Source organism: Prochlorococcus sp. G4PB17, assembly GCF_059772445.1.
Window position 1 is genome coordinate 1,757,285 of sequence record NZ_CM186288.1, and the last position, 15,527, is coordinate 1,772,811.

The following is a 15,527-nucleotide window of genomic DNA, read 5'->3' on the forward strand; positions in this document are numbered from 1 at the left end:
AGGTGGCAACAATCACAATCAGTACTCCAGTGCTGTAATTAGTGGGAGAAGCAAATCAGACTGAGTAGATTAATTTTTACAATAGGGCCTGACTACAACGGAGAGTTTGATCCTGGCTCAGGATGAACGCTGGCGGCGTGCTTAACACATGCAAGTCGAACGAACCTTCGGGTTAGTGGCGGACGGGTGAGTAACGCGTGGGAATCTACCCTCAGGAGGGGGATAACGGTTGGAAACGACCGCTAATACCCCATATGCCGAGAGGTGAAATGAATTTCGCCTGAGGATGAGCCCGCGTCTGATTAGCTTGTTGGTGAGGTAATGGCTCACCAAGGCATCGATCAGTAGCTGGTCTGAGAGGATGATCAGCCACACTGGGACTGAGACACGGCCCAGACTCCTACGGGAGGCAGCAGTGGGGAATTTTCCGCAATGGGCGAAAGCCTGACGGAGCAACGCCGCGTGAGGGACGAAGGCCTCTGGGCTGTAAACCTCTTTTCTCAAGGAAGAAGATATGACGGTACTTGAGGAATAAGCCACGGCTAATTCCGTGCCAGCAGCCGCGGTAATACGGGAGTGGCAAGCGTTATCCGGAATTATTGGGCGTAAAGCGTCCGCAGGCGGCCTTTCAAGTCTGCTGTTAAAGCGTGGAGCTTAACTCCATCATGGCAGTGGAAACTGATTGGCTTGAGTATGGTAGGGGCAGAGGGAATTCCCGGTGTAGCGGTGAAATGCGTAGATATCGGGAAGAACACCAGTGGCGAAGGCGCTCTGCTGGGCCATTACTGACGCTCATGGACGAAAGCCAGGGGAGCGAAAGGGATTAGATACCCCTGTAGTCCTGGCCGTAAACGATGAACACTAGGTGTCGGGGGAATCGACCCCTTCGGTGTCGTAGCTAACGCGTTAAGTGTTCCGCCTGGGGAGTACGCACGCAAGTGTGAAACTCAAAGGAATTGACGGGGGCCCGCACAAGCGGTGGAGTATGTGGTTTAATTCGATGCAACGCGAAGAACCTTACCAGGGCTTGACATCCTGCGAACCTTTAAGAAATTAGAGGGTGCCTTCGGGAACGCAGTGACAGGTGGTGCATGGCTGTCGTCAGCTCGTGTCGTGAGATGTTGGGTTAAGTCCCGCAACGAGCGCAACCCACGTTTTTAGTTGCCAGCATTTAGTTGGGCACTCTAGAAAGACCGCCGGTGATAAACCGGAGGAAGGTGTGGATGACGTCAAGTCATCATGCCCCTTACGTCCTGGGCTACACACGTACTACAATGCTACGGACAAAGGGCAGCAAACTCGCGAGAGCTAGCAAATCCCATAAACCGTGGCTCAGTTCAGATCGTAGGCTGCAACTCGCCTACGTGAAGTAGGAATCGCTAGTAATCGCAGGTCAGCATACTGCGGTGAATACGTTCCCGGGCCTTGTACACACCGCCCGTCACACCATGGAAGTTGGCCACGCCCGAAGTCGTTACTTTAACCCTTGTGGAGAAGGACGCCGAAGGTGGGGCTGATGACTGGGGTGAAGTCGTAACAAGGTAGCCGTACCGGAAGGTGCGGCTGGATCACCTCCTAACAGGGAGACAAATAATTGATTGTGATGTCTTAGTAATTATCTAAGGCCGCAATCCTGTCACCTTAAGGTCGATCGGTACCTCAGATTTTTGTATTAATTTTATAATTAATCCTTTAATTTCAGTTCCTAAACTTGTCTAGGTCACACCCAACAAGGGTTTCTCCTGGGCCATTAGCTCAGGTGGTTAGAGCGCACCCCTGATAAGGGTGAGGTCCCTGGTTCAAGTCCAGGATGGCCCATTCGTTGTTGGGGGTATAGCTCAGTTGGTAGAGCGCCTGCTTTGCAAGCAGGATGTCAGCGGTTCGAGTCCGCTTACCTCCACTGAAACCTACCCTGGTAACTAAATTCCCGGAGAAAAATTTGTGGATGTGACTTATATTTGTCTATTTGAAAAGAACCTAGCTTCTTATCATCATTTTTTTAGTTGATAATATGCTGGGCTCGCATGGATTTTTTCCATGAGAATTCAGTAGAACCTTGAAAACTGCATAGATTAGAAAGAATAAAGCATCTCATGGATGCATAATTCTGTATTAATAATTTAGCCTTAAAACTAAATTAAATATAGAATTCATGTTTAATTCTTGAGTAATAGCCGAGCACAATTGATTTTGTGATTGTATTTAAGGTCAAGCTACAAAGGGCTCATGGCGGATACCTTGGCACACAGAGGCGATGAAGGACGTGGTTACCTGCGATATGTCTCGGGGAGCTGGATACACGCTTTGATCCGGGAATTTCCGAATGGGGCAACCCTTAGAACGGCCAGCTGAATATATAGGCTGGCACGAGCCAACCCAGCGAACTGAAACATCTTAGTAGCTGGAGGAAAGGAAAGTAAATAACGACTCCCTAAGTAGCGGCGAGCGAACGGGGAATAGCCCAAACCGATAGTTTCGACTATCGGGGTTGTGGGACAGCAATGTGGACCAACAAACCTAGAAGAAGCGCTTGAATGGCGCGCCATAGAGGGTGAAAGCCCCGTAATCGAAAGGAGAGTTGGCCTAGCTGTATCCCGAGTAGCACGGAGCACGTGGAATTCCGTGTGAATCTACGAGGACCACCTCGTAAGGCTAAGTACTCCTGTGTGACCGATAGCGCAACAGTACCGTGAGGGAAAGGTGAAAAGAACCCCGGGAGGGGAGTGAAATAGAACATGAAACCATGAGCCTACAAGCAATGGGAGCCCGACTTATCGGGTGACCGTGTGCCTGTTGAAGAATGAGCCGGCGACTTATAGGCACTGGCGGGTTAAACCGAGAATGGTGGAGCCATAGCGAAAGCGAGTCTGAATAGGGCGTTTTGTCAGTGTTTATAGACCCGAACCCTGGTGATCTAACCATGGCCAGGATGAAGCTTGGGTGATACCAAGTGGAGGTCCCAACCGACTGACGTTGAAAAGTCACCGGATGAGCTGTGGTTAGGGGTGAAATGCCAATCGAACCAGGAGCTAGCTGGTTCTCCCCGAAATACGTTGAGGCGTAGCGTCTAGTGCTCCAGCAGGGGGGTAAAGCGACCATTTCGGTGCGGGCTGCGAGAGCGGTACCAAATCGTGATGAACTCTGAATACCCTGTGTGTAACTAGGCAGTCAGACTGTGGGGGATAAGCTCCATAGTCGAAAGGGAAACAGCCCAGACCGCCAGCTAAGGTCCCAAAATCAACACTAAGTGATAAAGGAGGTGGGATTGCCCAGACAACCAGGAGGTTTGCTTAGAAGCAGCCATCCTCAAAGGAGTGCGTAATAGCCCACTGGTCGAGCGATCCTGCGCCGAAAATGAACGGGGCTAAGTGTTGTACCGAAGCTGCGGATTTAATTTTTAAATGGTAGGGGAGCGTTCTATGTGGGGTGAAGCGTTAGCGTAAGCGGGCGTGGACTGCATAGAAGTGAGAATGTCGGCTTGAGTAGCGAAAACATGGGTGAGAATCCCATGCCCCGAAACCCTAAGGGTTCCTCCGGCAGGCTCGTCCGCGGAGGGTTAGTCTGGTCCTAAGGTCAGGCCGAAAGGCGTAGTCGATGGATAACAGGTCAACATTCCTGTACCAGTTATGTTTTGGGAAGGGGGACGGAGAAGGCTAGCCAATCCAGATGTTGGTTACTGGTTCAAGCGTTCAAGGCTTTGAGGAACGGAGAAAACGTTCTGAGCTAAGGCGTGAGTACGAGCTGCCACGGCAGCGAAGTTGGTGATGTCATGCTTCCAAGAAAATCCCTATACCCGTTAAGGCATAACTGCCAGTACCCGAAACCGACACAGGTGGGGTGGTAGAGAATACCGAGGGGCGCGAGATAACTCTCTCTAAGGAACTCGGCAAAATGGTCCCGTAACTTCGGGAGAAGGGATGCCAGCGCAAGCTGGTCGCAGTGAAGAGGCCCAGGCGACTGTTTACCAAAAACACAGGTCTCCGCTAAGTCGCAAGACGATGTATGGGGGCTGACACCTGCCCAGTGCCGGAAGGTTAAGGAAGCCGGTTAGCGTAAGCGAAGCTAGTGACTGAAGCCCCGGTGAACGGCGGCCGTAACTATAACGGTCCTAAGGTAGCGAAATTCCTTGTCGGGTAAGTTCCGACCCGCACGAAAGGTGTAACGATCTGGGCGCTGTCTCGGAGAGAGGCTCGGCGAAATAGAATTGTCTGTGAAGATGCGGACTACATACACCCGGACAGAAAGACCCTATGAAGCTTTACTGCAGGTTGGTATTGTTCTCGGGCTCTGAATGCGCAGGATAGGTGGGAGACATTGATGTAGTGCTTTTGGGTGCTACTGAGTCAACGGTGAGATACCACTCTTTCAGAGCTAGAGATCTAACGTTTACCCGTTATCCGGGAAACGGACAGTATCTGCTGGGCAGTTTGACTGGGGCGGTCGCCTCCTAAAAGGTAACGGAGGCGCACAAAGGTTTCCTCAGGCTGGTTGGAAATCAGTCGTCGAGTGCAAAAGCAGAAGGAAGCTTGACTGTGAGACCTACAAGTCGAACAGGGACGAAAGTCGGTTTTAGTGATCCGACGGTTCTGAGTGGAAGGGCCGTCGCTCAACGGATAAAAGTTACTCTAGGGATAACAGGCTGATCTCCCCCAAGAGTTCACATCGACGGGGAGGTTTGGCACCTCGATGTCGGCTCATCGCAACCTGGGGCTGAAGTCGGTCCCAAGGGTTGGGCTGTTCGCCCATTAAAGCGGTACGCGAGCTGGGTTCAGAACGTCGTGAGACAGTTCGGTCCATATCCGGTGTATGCGCAGGAATATTGAGAGGATTTCTCCCTAGTACGAGAGGACCGGGAGGAACGCACCTCTGGTGTACCAGTTATCGTGCCAACGGTAAACGCTGGGTAGCCATGTGCGGAGTGGATAACCGCTGAAAGCATCTAAGTGGGAAGCCCACCTCAAGATGAGTATTCCCATGGTTTAAACCAGTAAGATCACGGGAAGAACACCCGTTGATAGGCTCTACGTGGAAGTCTGGTAACAGATGCAGCGGAGGAGTACTAATAGATCGAGGGCTTGACCTTCTTTTGCTTTTACTTAAATTATTGCTTTATTCGATCCAATTATTTTTTAATAAAATCTATGCAGTCTTCAGGGTTCATATAAAACACTATCCTGGTGTTCATGGCGATGTGGAACCACTCCGATCCATCTCGAACTCGGTTGTGAAACGCATCAGCGGCGACGATATTTGGGGGGTAGCCCCCTGAGAAAATAGCTCAATGCCAGGTAAAATTATTTAAAAAGGGTTCATATGGACCCTTTTTTGATGATTAATTATTTTTGGCAATTAGGACACCAGTGCGTGCTCCTTCCACATATCTTCTCTCGCAGTATTTTTTCCCCACACTTTTTGCATTTTTGACCTCCTCTTCTGTATACCCAAGCTTGGCCACCATAATTTCCATTAAGCCCCTCTAAATCTCTAAAATCGCTAAAGGTGGTACCTCCTTCACCAATACTAATTCTTAGTATTTTTGTAAGACTATTGCAAAGCTTATTTAGATCAGTTTTCTTTAAATTTTTACTTTTAATTTTAGGATTAATACCAGCATCAAATAATGATTCATCTGCATAAATATTTCCAACACCAGCAACAGTTTCTTGATCTAACAAAGCTGATTTAATGGAGCGCGTTTTTGTCTTCAAATATTCTTTTAAATAATGACTATTAAAATCAGCACTAAATGGCTCTGGGCCTAATCTTTTAATTCCAGATACTATTTCTGGTACTGATTTTGATGGTGGGACGTACCACATTTGTCCGAAATTTCTAATATCTATAAATCGAAGTTCGTTACCTCTTTTTTCAAAAAACCTTACTCTTGTATGCTTGCAAGGGAGTGTTTGTTCCTTTATTAATTTAAATTGACCTGTCATTCTTAGATGAACAACTAAAAAACCTTTACTATTTTTGTCTTTTGAATGTAGGGAGCCTATTAGATATTTACCCCTTCTACCCCAATGACCAAAATAACTATTTCTAATATTTTTTATGAAATTCTCAGACCCACCAATACTTGAAATTGATCTATCTTTTAATACTTCGATTCGTTTAATATAAAAATTATTTAGAAGTTTTTCAAGCCCCTTCCTAACTGTTTCAACTTCAGGTAATTCTGGCAAAAGTAATAATACTGCTAACTTGAGGCAGCTTCTAATTCTTTCACTGAAAATTGACTGGTATTGGCACCACCATCAACACCACTAAAAGCTTTGAAATCGCATTTTTCAAATTTGACAGTTACTGGGTATCTCATAGCTGGAGATTTATCGATGGAGACTATTTCTCCAATTTGATTGAACCAGTATGATTCTTGACGCAAGATGCGAACCTTGTCTTTTCTCGCAAAGCTCATCTGAGTTTCCACAATGATTTAGTGTCTTTATTATCTATCAGAACAGGAGATATTTGCATATGTGTCACAGACTGTCGCTGGTATTTTAAAAAAATAGATCGTTTTTAAAAGATTTTTCCTTTCAGGAAAAACAATTCATATTGATTTTGGGACGAATATTCAATTAGCTTTGAGTTGTATTAACCTTCAAAAATTTTATTTTTTGTGATATCACAGCCATCTTTAGACCCCTCTTCTCTTAGTTTTGATTTACCTGATCCCGATCAAGACGACTTAAGTAATATTGATTTTATTGAGAGATTAGAGAATGCATGGTCAATTTGCGAGCAGTTTGATTTGCAAACAGAAATTTGGCGAGGAAGGATTTTACGTGTTGTAAGAGATAGAGAAAAGAAAGGAGGGGATGGTAGAGGAACAGGGTTTTTGCAGTGGTTGAGAGAGATGGAAATCAGTAAAAGTAAAGCATATACTCTTATTCAATTAGCTGATTCTTCGGATAATCTTGTGGTTGATGGAATTCTTGAAGAAGCAAGTGTAAATAATTTTTCAAAAAGAGCTTTTATTGAAACTGCACACGCTGAACCAGAGATTCAACATATGATTTCTGAGGCTGCGAATGAAGGGAAAGACATAACTAGAAGACAAGTAAAGAGCTTAACTGATCAATTTATGGCCGCTACTAGCTCTCTTTTGCCTGATGAAATTAGAGAAAAAACGCAATCAAATTTGTTGCCAGCCAAGTTTGTTGCTCCATTGGTAAGAGAATTATCTAAGTTATCGCCTATTCAGCAAGAAGAGATCTGCGAGACTTTAAGAGCAAATCCTGAAATTGATTCAGTAAAAGATTTGACGAATACTGCTAAATGGATAGGCAAGTCTTTAGATGCTTCTCTAGCATTAAGAGCTTTTCAAAATAAGAATTTAAATTTAGATAAAGCTACTCAAGAAGCTCTCAGATTGGATTCTTTAGGAATACTTTCAGATGCTTTTGTACAAGCTAAAAATATAGAGAGTTCTATCCTAAAGTTTCATTCTGCTTGGAAAAGATTAGAAGGCTTGCAAGAGAGACTATGGGTAGAGTCTGGCAGTAGTACTCCTTATTTAAGAGAGATTTTAGAAACCCTTCAAACCCTTACTGGTTCAACAATAAGAGTATCTCTTGGTGAACTTTCAGGAGGTAAAAAATTGAGGTTGCAACTTGTTGAGGAGGATTCTGATCGATTAGAGCCCCCATCTCTTGGTTTGAATAAATAATTAAGATTTTTTATTCCTGATCACAAAAATCATGAATTAATTTGAACTCGAAATCATTTTTTGGAAAATACCAACTTGTCCAATCAGTATTTATTAATGTATTATTTAAGGCTCTTTTTTCGCAGCTTATAGCTAAATAAAAAGATTTATTTTTTTTTGTTTTTGCTTGAGTTATGTAATCTCCATCAATGTATCTCCATTCTGACCAATTTATCATTAATGTGCCATATTTTAGCCATTTTAAAGTATTGGTCTCTCTTATTTTTAATTTTGTATTAGGATATATCTTTGATTGAGGTTTTAATTTATTTAAAGAAATAATATCTCCTATGGCTATTTGGTGTATCTTTGCAATATCAGAAAGGACTTCATCACTAGAAGTATGATGATAAAAAACTTTTTTATTAGCTAATTTAATACTTTTTTGATCTGTTTTTGGTTTATAATTGATTCCCTTTGGTAGTAGAATTATCTGATTAGGCTTTAGAATCGATGTGCTATCTAGATTGTTAATATTAAGAATATCTTTTAAATTTATATTATGATCTTTGGCAATATTGTATAGAGTATCACCTTTAATAACTTTATACTTAATTATTTCGGCATCATCATTTGAGTCTATTTTAGGAATTATAATAACTTCTCCTTCAATCAACAAGTTTGCATCATTGAAATTATTTTTATACATTAGTTCTTTTAGGGAAACTCCATATTCCTTGGATAACTTATTGAGAGTATCGCCATTTTTTGCAATAATCTTTATTTCTGCTTTTGCTTGTAAGTTGAAAAATAAAAAGAATAAAAAAATATTTTTAATATGAAAAAGACGTAGAAGTGTTTTTCCCTTTTTGAGCATACTTTATTTAAATTAAGAATCTATCTTGCAGATATTAAATACATATTAACCTAATAACTTTTTAAGTAAAGATAAATCTAACTTATATGGAGGGTATCGAAAACTCAGATCAAGCCAGAAAGGTCGTTTTAAGATTGATTTGAAATGAGTAAAGTTATCAAAACCTGCTTTGCCGTGATATTGTCCCATTCCGCTTGATCCGATGCCTCCAAATGGAAGTTCCGGTATGCCTGCCTGTAAAACAACATCGTTGAAGCAAACTCCACCTGAAGATGTTAAAGAAAGCATTTTTTCTTGTTCTTTATCACTTCCTCCAAAAAGATAAAGGGCAAGCGGCTTAGGTAAAGATTTAAAATCCGAAATTACTTCGTCGAGATTTTGAATACATAAAATAGGCAATAAAGGTCCAAAAAGTTCTTCCTTCATTAAAGGATCATTTCGGTTCTCGATTTTAATAAGGGTGGGACTAATCTTTTTTTCTTTTTCATTACAATCACCTCCGTGTATGATCTGATTGTTTTTTTTAGCTTGTTTTAATAAATTATTAAGCCTATTAAACTGGTTTTGATTAATGATATTTCCAAGATGTTTAGAATTTAAAGGAATATCTCCGTAAAAATCATCAATTGACTTTTTGAAATTAGAAATTAAAGAATCAAATAGTTTATTTTCAACAAGTAAGTGATCTGGTGCAATGCATGTTTGACCAGCGTTGAGACTTTTCCCCCATATAATTCTTCTTGCCGTTACTTCCAAATTCGCACCTTCTATAACAATAGCTGGACTTTTACCCCCAAGCTCTAAAGTTATTGGGGTAAGATTTTTCGCGGCAGCTTCCATTACTTTTTTTCCAATATTTTCTCCGCCTGTGAAAAAGACATGATCAAATTTTAGTTTCATTAATTCCGAAGCTATAATCCCATCCCCTTCAATAACCTGTGTGACTTCTATTGGAAAATATTTTTCTATGAGGTTTTTAATAAGACTTGAGACATGCGGCGCATGCTCAGATGGCTTTAAAACAGCAGTATTTCCAGCTGCAAATGCTGCTACAAGTGGCTGAAGTGTAAGAGAAAAAGGGTAGTTCCATGGACCAATTATTAGGATGCAACCTAATGGATCTGGTTGAACAAATGCTTTTCCAGGTCTCAGAGATACTGGAACATTGATTGGCTTTGTCTTCATCCAGGTGGACAAATTCTTTTGAGCGAGTTTTATTTCTTGTTTTACGGCAATGATTTCGAAAAATGCTTCTGTAGGAGGCTTCCCTAAATCTTGTTTTAAAGCATCTAATATTTCTTGTTGATGATTTTCTATTAAACTGGATAAAGCATTAAGTTGCTTACGTCGCCATTTCTCTTGTCTGGTCTTGCCTGATAAGACTAAATCTTGTAAATGATTAAATAGGAGATTTTTTACTGGCAATTTTTTTCCCTGTTTTTCCTCTTCTAGCAAAATAAATCATACATTGAGGTTAAGACCATCTGAAAATACTTTTCTAGGTAATTTGACTCAGGTTTTTAACTTTTATATTGATCCAAAAGTAGTGCTTTTTCTTCTGATTTTTTAAAGATTACAAATGAAAAAACAATTAAAGATAGTAATCATTATTTAAACCATAAGTTTAGATGGGATTTTTGAGTATTATCTACGAGTTACTTTTCTTAGATATTGGCCATAAGATGGTAATCCCAACTAGTGATAGATTGATTAATCATTTAATTATTATTTTTGCATTTTCTTTGGCTTTTATAGGCGTTGCAGAAATTATGTACTGGTTATACAAAAAAGAATATCTAAGGGCAAAGGCTAAATATTTAAGGGAATTAATAGATCAAAAAAATGATGTAAGTGGTTTAAATGAGCCTTTTTATTCTTGCGTATATGAAAAGTGGAACTCTGGAGAAATGCCTTTATCAGAAGCTAATGCAACTTGTAGCTTAAAATTTCAACAGAATTAAATATATTTAAAGAAAATCTATAAATAATTCTATACTATAATTAATTTGCTCATTTAGGTTCTTATTAAAATTAATAGTCTATGTCTAATAAGTTAAGGAGGAGAAAAACATTAATATATTTTCTATTAGTCATTTTTTTACTCTTTGTAAGTATTGGTGTTTTTTCTTCTGATTTTGATGTAACTAGAGATTTCTTTTTTAATCTTGTAAGTAGTTTAAATTCATACAGATTTTTTAATCCAATACTAATATTTTTATTATTTTTACTAAGGTCTATTAGTATTATTATACCAGTTTTGCCTGGAACAATATTTTCAGTAGCGTCAGGATATCAGTTTGGATTTGTCCAGGGTCTAGTTATTATTTCCATAGCAGATTTCTTGTCATGTTCAATTTCATTTGTTTTGGCTAGAAAATTAGGAAGGAATTATATAAATAGCCTATTAGGTTCAAGACAAATGTACAGAGTTGAAAGTATTAGCAAAAACTATTTAGAGAATAATTATTTTCTCATGGTGGCTCTTTTGATGTCTGGGTTCTTTGATTTTGCTTGCTATGCAATTGGCCTAACAAAAATCACATGGAAAAGATTTATGCCTGCGTTAGTTTTTAGTATTATAATTTCTGATTCTCCCTTCGTTGCGAGTGGTTTTGCAGCAAGAAAAATTAATAATATGGGACTTAAGAATTTCCTACAAAAAATATTAAATGGTGAATTTGATATGATCTCTGGAAATTATCTTTTGCTATTCATAATTTCTTTTTTAATTATATTTGTTTTAGCCGTTATCAACTTTTTTTTAAATAAAAGATCAAAGTTTATTAGGTGATTTTCCTTTCCAAGAAAAAAGCCCTTTATAAAAGGGCTTTTAAAATTAGAGAGATTTCTTAGCTTTGATAAGACTTACCACGATAGGTGAGTTGTACGTGCTGCTTTTCTCCAACTGCTTTGTGCTGATTGTACTTAAGACCTCTATAGGTTAAAGACATTTTTCATCTCCGAAATATGCTCAAGTCCCCGTTCCTTGGCTTGAGTCAAACTGCGGCTCATACGTTGATGAGTTGAACGTTTTAAGTAGCAGTTGCTACAAAAAAAGTATAAACGCAATTTTTTATCCTTGGTGTTCACGTTGTTACAAAAAACCTTTGTCTTTGATAAAGGTTTTTTGTTTGATTACCTTTTTTACGGATTTTTATTCAAAATAATTTGAATACTGCTTATTCTTAGCTATTAGAAAGGTAGTTTTTCGCCGAAAATTCTTAATTAAGAAAACAACCTCTAGCTTTTTAAATCGCGAAGAATTTTTAATTTTTTCACCTGTGACAATTGACAAACTTTACTGTCAGCAATGTTTATCTCTACAGATGCTTATAAATTAAAATATGTGAGGAGTTGGGACACTCCAGCAGTGGAAACAAGGAAACACTTGCTTATAGTTCCTATAAAAAAGCCGTCTATTTATAGGCGGCTTTTTTTGGGCTTTTAAGAATAACTTGAGAAGTTACACAATCTTTTGCGTTTCATTAATATTTTAAATGGAAGTAATAAGGGATTAGTTGAAGAAGCATTCCTAGGGAAATCAAAAGAACAGAAAACCAAAGAAATAAAGATGACAAAGTATTTGATCCATTGGATCTGAAACTACGAGTTATTTGCATGATTAGATCTCCTTGGGTTTGAGGGGAAGGTATCCCACCAATGTGACTTTGAATACCTTCCATTTTTAAATTAGAACCAAGTTATGGGGACATGAAAATTTTTTATGCTTTGGTCTAATCGAACCACTAGAAAAAATTCAACAGCACAAATTACCAAATTATCCCTGAATTCACTTCGATTCCAAAAATTTTTTAATTCCCTATTATTTTTTAGATGTATAACTTTTGGCATAAAGTTAATTAACTAAGGATGTATCCTAAGTCTTATTAGATCTTTTTCTGATTTTCTAGATAATAGACTGAACAACAATTTTTACTTTCTTACTCCGTTTATTAGTTTATTTTTATAAGTATATCTGTAATGACTTGATTTCCTTGAGCTGATAAATTTAAATCAAGTTATTATTAATTAGTATTAGTATAAAAGTTGATGAGTAGTCTTAAGCTGAATCTAGGCTGTGGAGAAAAAAGATTTCCAGGGTTTATAAATGTTGATAAATTCGGGACTCCAGATGTTAAACATAATTTAGAGTCATTCCCCTGGCCATGGGAAAATAATTCAGTCTCAGAGATTAGATTAATTCATGTACTTGAACATCTAGGGAGAGAAACTGAAACATACTTTGGAATATTTAAAGAGATGTATCGAATCTGTAAGAATGGAACAAAAATATATATTGTTGTCCCACATTTTAGACATCAATTTTTTTATGATGACCCAACTCACGTTAGAGTTGTCACTCCTTTAGGTTTGCAGCTTTTTTCTAAAAGGTTAAACAAATTGTGGATAGAGAAAAAAGCCGCTAATAGTCCTCTTGGTTTATATCTTGATATAAATTTTGAACTGAGGCAAACAATTATCAAGCCGAGTGAAGACTGGTTTCGGCTTTACCCTGACAAAAATGTCGATTTAAAACTACTTCAACAAAAATCAGCTATATATAATAATCTAATCGAGCAATATGAGATGTTGCTTGAGGTCATTAAAGATTGAAATTTTATTTCACTTGGTTATGAGTAATTACAAAAACAAAATTAATAATATACATAAGCAACAAAAAGATTACGATCAAGAAAAAATTAAACCTCCCTCTCAAGTCTTACATAAAAAGAAAAAAGCCTTAGATCTTCTAAAAAAAGGCGATTTGAAAGAAGCAGAAAAAATTTACAGAGAACTTATAGCTTCTGGAGAAAAGAACCATGTTGTATACGGAAACCTTGCTGCAATAGTTGGAAAAAGAGGGAACAAAATTGAAATGATTAGTCTTCTTAAAAATGCACTTCGAATTGAACCAAACTTTCCTATAGCTCATAATAATTTAGGAACAGCTCTAAAAGAAAGAGGAGAGCTTAGTGCAGCGATAGTCTCTTATCAAAAAGCTATACAACTTCAACCAAACTATCCAGATGCATTTAGCAACCTAGGGAATGCTTTCAAAGAAAAAGGAGACTTGAGTGCAGCGATAGTCTCTTATCAAAAAGCTATAGAACTTAATCCAAACTGTGCAGATGCTTATAATAATTTAGGAACAGCTCTCCAAGATCAAGATAATCTAAGAATTGCCATAGCCTCTTATCAAAAGGCCATAGAACTTAATCCAAACTTTGCAGATGCTTACAATAATTTAGGAACAGCTCTTAAAGAACAAGGACATTTCAAGTCTGCTATTTCTTCCTATCAAAAAGCTTTATACCTAAATCCAAAATTTACTAATGCTTATTGGAATTTGTCATTAGTTCAACTATTGATAAAAGATTATAAAAATGGCTGGAAGAATTATGAATGGAGATTGAAAAGAAAAGAGATGGAAGTTATTCATGCAAAACTATTAATTCCAAAATGGAAAGGAGAATCATTAGAAATAGGGAGTAAATTATTAGTCATTAGTGAACAAGGGTTAGGCGATACTATTCAATACATGAGATATATACTGTATCTAAGAGAAAAAGGTATTGACGTTTGCTTATGTGCTCCAAAAAAATTGCATAATCTGATAAAAAATTCAAAAATTGATTCCAATCCTTTAACACCTGATCAGGCCAATAAGCATATAAAAGGCAAGTGGATCTCTTTGCTATCTTTACCACAATACCTAGGTGTAGATTCCAATAATGTAATTATTTCTAAACCCTATATATCAGCTAAAAATTCTCATCTTAACAAATGGAATCAAGTTGTTAAAGATGAAAAAAAACCAATTATTGGATTAAATTGGCAAGGAAATCCAAATATGGAAAAAACTTATATAGGACGATCTATACCATTAGAAATGTTTTCCAAACTCTTTGAAAAAAATGAATTTACGCTACTCTCTCTTCAAAAAGGTTTTGGATCTGATCAATTAGAAAGTTGCTCATTTCGACAAAAATTCGTAAAATGTCAAGAACAAATTGATTCCACTTGGGATTTTCTAGAAACTGCTGCGATCATAGACATTTGTGATTTAATTATTACATGTGACACCTCAGTAGCTCATTTGGCAGGGGGAATGGGAAAAAAGGTTTGGTTGTTACTTAGAGATATACCTTTTTGGACTTGGGGTATGCATGGGGAGAGAACATTATGGTATCCATCAATGAGATTATTTCGTCAAAAAAATCGATATAACTGGCTTGAAGTAATGGAACGAGTTTTAATACAATTAAATAAAGAATTTGTAAGAAAAAGATGAGTAAAAAAAATCAGAGTCTAATGCATCTTTTCATCCCAATCTCACTTGGAGAATTAATGGACAAAATTTCAATTTTAGAAATTAAAAAAGAAAATATGAAAGGTATAAAACTTGAGAATGTTAAAAAAGAATTGGATAATCTTAATTCAATCGTTAAAATTAACAATCTTGATATTGATAAAAACTTTCTTTCTAATCTTCGTGATGTAAATAAGAAGCTATGGGTAATAGAAGATAAAATCAGAGAAAAAGAGTCTCAAAATAAATTTGATAAGGAATTTATTGAATTAGCAAGGTCTGTATATAAAGAGAATGATAAAAGGGCCTCAATTAAAAAAGAAATTAACTTAAAATATAATTCTAATTTTATAGAAGAAAAATCATATATAGTTTATTAGATATAAATATTAATCTATTTGATTAAGTGATTAAATATTGTTATTAATTTATCTATGAAATGACTATTGTAAACAACAACTATGTTTTATAATAGTCATTTAAGTCTATGGAATCTTGTTTTATAAAGCCAAGAATAATTATTCTGAGTTTTAGATTAAAGCTTTATTATAGTATTTTAAAATAAAGATCATCACTCCTAGAATAAATCTAGATAGCCATGAGAATAATAGATGAAAATTCAAACCTTTTTTACTTTTTTAATAACTTAGATTAAAATGATTCTTAAATAGAATTAAATTTTTTATTTT

General features: G+C 37.7%; 12 protein-coding genes, 2 tRNA genes and 3 rRNA genes. 11 read left to right on the plus strand and 6 right to left on the minus strand.

The genetic code is table 11. From position 1 onward, the window contains the following. Positions 1 to 94: 94 nt before the first annotated feature. The 5 genes from AC6EJB_RS09970 (at position 95) to rrf (ending at position 5,290) form a co-directional block, all read left to right on the plus strand. A 16S ribosomal RNA gene (locus AC6EJB_RS09970) occupies positions 95 to 1,579 on the plus strand. Positions 1,580 to 1,744: 165 nt separating this feature from the next. Continuing rightward, positions 1,745 to 1,818, plus strand: a tRNA-Ile gene (locus AC6EJB_RS09975). A gap of 9 nt (positions 1,819 to 1,827) precedes the next feature. After that, a tRNA-Ala gene (locus tag AC6EJB_RS09980) sits at positions 1,828 to 1,900 on the plus strand. Between the two features lie 306 nt (positions 1,901 to 2,206). After that, positions 2,207 to 5,083: ribosomal RNA gene (locus AC6EJB_RS09985) — 23S ribosomal RNA — on the plus strand. Between the two features lie 90 nt (positions 5,084 to 5,173). Continuing rightward, positions 5,174 to 5,290 (plus strand): 5S ribosomal RNA (rrf, locus tag AC6EJB_RS09990). Together the 16S, 23S and 5S rRNA genes with 2 tRNA genes alongside form the textbook arrangement of a ribosomal RNA operon. 46 nt (positions 5,291 to 5,336) lie before the next feature. Here rrf and AC6EJB_RS09995 read toward each other — a convergent pair. Next, positions 5,337 to 6,185, minus strand: coding sequence for a DNA-formamidopyrimidine glycosylase (locus AC6EJB_RS09995; RefSeq protein ID WP_498491305.1), 849 nt, complete (start codon positions 6,183 to 6,185; stop codon positions 5,337 to 5,339). A gap of 14 nt (positions 6,186 to 6,199) precedes the next feature. Further along, positions 6,200 to 6,418 (minus strand): photosystem I reaction center subunit IV, encoded by a 219-nt coding sequence (locus tag AC6EJB_RS10000; protein WP_498493040.1) that lies wholly within the window; start codon positions 6,416 to 6,418, stop codon positions 6,200 to 6,202. A 204-nt stretch (positions 6,419 to 6,622) separates the two neighbouring features. Here AC6EJB_RS10000 and AC6EJB_RS10005 point away from each other — a divergent pair, with 204 nt between their 5' ends. Next, positions 6,623 to 7,672 carry a hypothetical protein gene (locus AC6EJB_RS10005; RefSeq protein ID WP_498491307.1) on the plus strand — a complete coding sequence of 350 codons (1,050 nt, stop codon included), beginning with the start codon at positions 6,623 to 6,625 and terminating at the stop codon, positions 7,670 to 7,672. Between the two features lie 10 nt (positions 7,673 to 7,682). Here AC6EJB_RS10005 and AC6EJB_RS10010 read toward each other — a convergent pair whose 3' ends face one another. Both AC6EJB_RS10010 and AC6EJB_RS10015 read right to left on the minus strand, forming a co-directional pair. After that, a complete protein-coding gene (locus AC6EJB_RS10010) occupies positions 7,683 to 8,528 on the minus strand; it encodes a LysM peptidoglycan-binding domain-containing protein (protein WP_498491308.1) in 846 nt (281 codons plus the stop codon). Positions 8,529 to 8,573: 45 nt separating this feature from the next. Further along, positions 8,574 to 9,953: an aldehyde dehydrogenase family protein gene (locus tag AC6EJB_RS10015; protein ID WP_498491309.1), complete on the minus strand. Its 1,380-nt coding sequence runs from the start codon at positions 9,951 to 9,953 to the stop codon at positions 8,574 to 8,576. A gap of 203 nt (positions 9,954 to 10,156) precedes the next feature. On the opposite strand from AC6EJB_RS10015, the gene AC6EJB_RS10020 reads away from it, so the two are divergent. Both AC6EJB_RS10020 and AC6EJB_RS10025 read left to right on the plus strand, forming a co-directional pair. Next, on the plus strand, positions 10,157 to 10,489 hold the full coding sequence (locus AC6EJB_RS10020) for a hypothetical protein (RefSeq protein WP_498491310.1): 333 nt from the start codon (positions 10,157 to 10,159) through the stop codon (positions 10,487 to 10,489). Positions 10,490 to 10,569: 80 nt separating this feature from the next. Beyond that, positions 10,570 to 11,319 (plus strand): TVP38/TMEM64 family protein, encoded by a 750-nt coding sequence (locus AC6EJB_RS10025; protein ID WP_498491311.1) that lies wholly within the window; start codon positions 10,570 to 10,572, stop codon positions 11,317 to 11,319. 58 nt (positions 11,320 to 11,377) lie between these two features. Here the strand turns inward: AC6EJB_RS10025 and AC6EJB_RS10030 are convergent, their stop codons facing one another. Together AC6EJB_RS10030 and AC6EJB_RS10035 are read right to left on the minus strand one after the other, a co-directional pair. Then, positions 11,378 to 11,479: a DUF4278 domain-containing protein gene (locus tag AC6EJB_RS10030; RefSeq protein WP_498491312.1), complete on the minus strand. Its 102-nt coding sequence runs from the start codon at positions 11,477 to 11,479 to the stop codon at positions 11,378 to 11,380. Between the two features lie 534 nt (positions 11,480 to 12,013). Beyond that, positions 12,014 to 12,211 (minus strand): hypothetical protein, encoded by a 198-nt coding sequence (locus AC6EJB_RS10035; protein WP_498491313.1) that lies wholly within the window; start codon positions 12,209 to 12,211, stop codon positions 12,014 to 12,016. A 367-nt stretch (positions 12,212 to 12,578) separates the two neighbouring features. On the opposite strand from AC6EJB_RS10035, the gene AC6EJB_RS10040 reads away from it, so the two are divergent. From AC6EJB_RS10040 to AC6EJB_RS10050, 3 genes are read left to right on the plus strand one after another with little or no spacing between them, the layout of a single operon-like run. After that, entirely contained in the window at positions 12,579 to 13,142 is a 564-nt protein-coding gene (locus AC6EJB_RS10040) for a class I SAM-dependent methyltransferase (RefSeq protein WP_498491314.1), read from the plus strand. 19 nt (positions 13,143 to 13,161) lie between these two features. After that, a complete protein-coding gene (locus AC6EJB_RS10045) occupies positions 13,162 to 14,820 on the plus strand; it encodes a tetratricopeptide repeat protein (protein WP_498491316.1) in 1,659 nt (552 codons plus the stop codon). Further along, entirely contained in the window at positions 14,817 to 15,218 is a 402-nt protein-coding gene (locus tag AC6EJB_RS10050) for a DUF6165 family protein (RefSeq protein WP_498491317.1), read from the plus strand. The genes AC6EJB_RS10045 and AC6EJB_RS10050 overlap by 4 nt, the downstream gene beginning before the upstream one ends. The last annotated feature ends 309 nt before the right edge of the window (positions 15,219 to 15,527 follow it).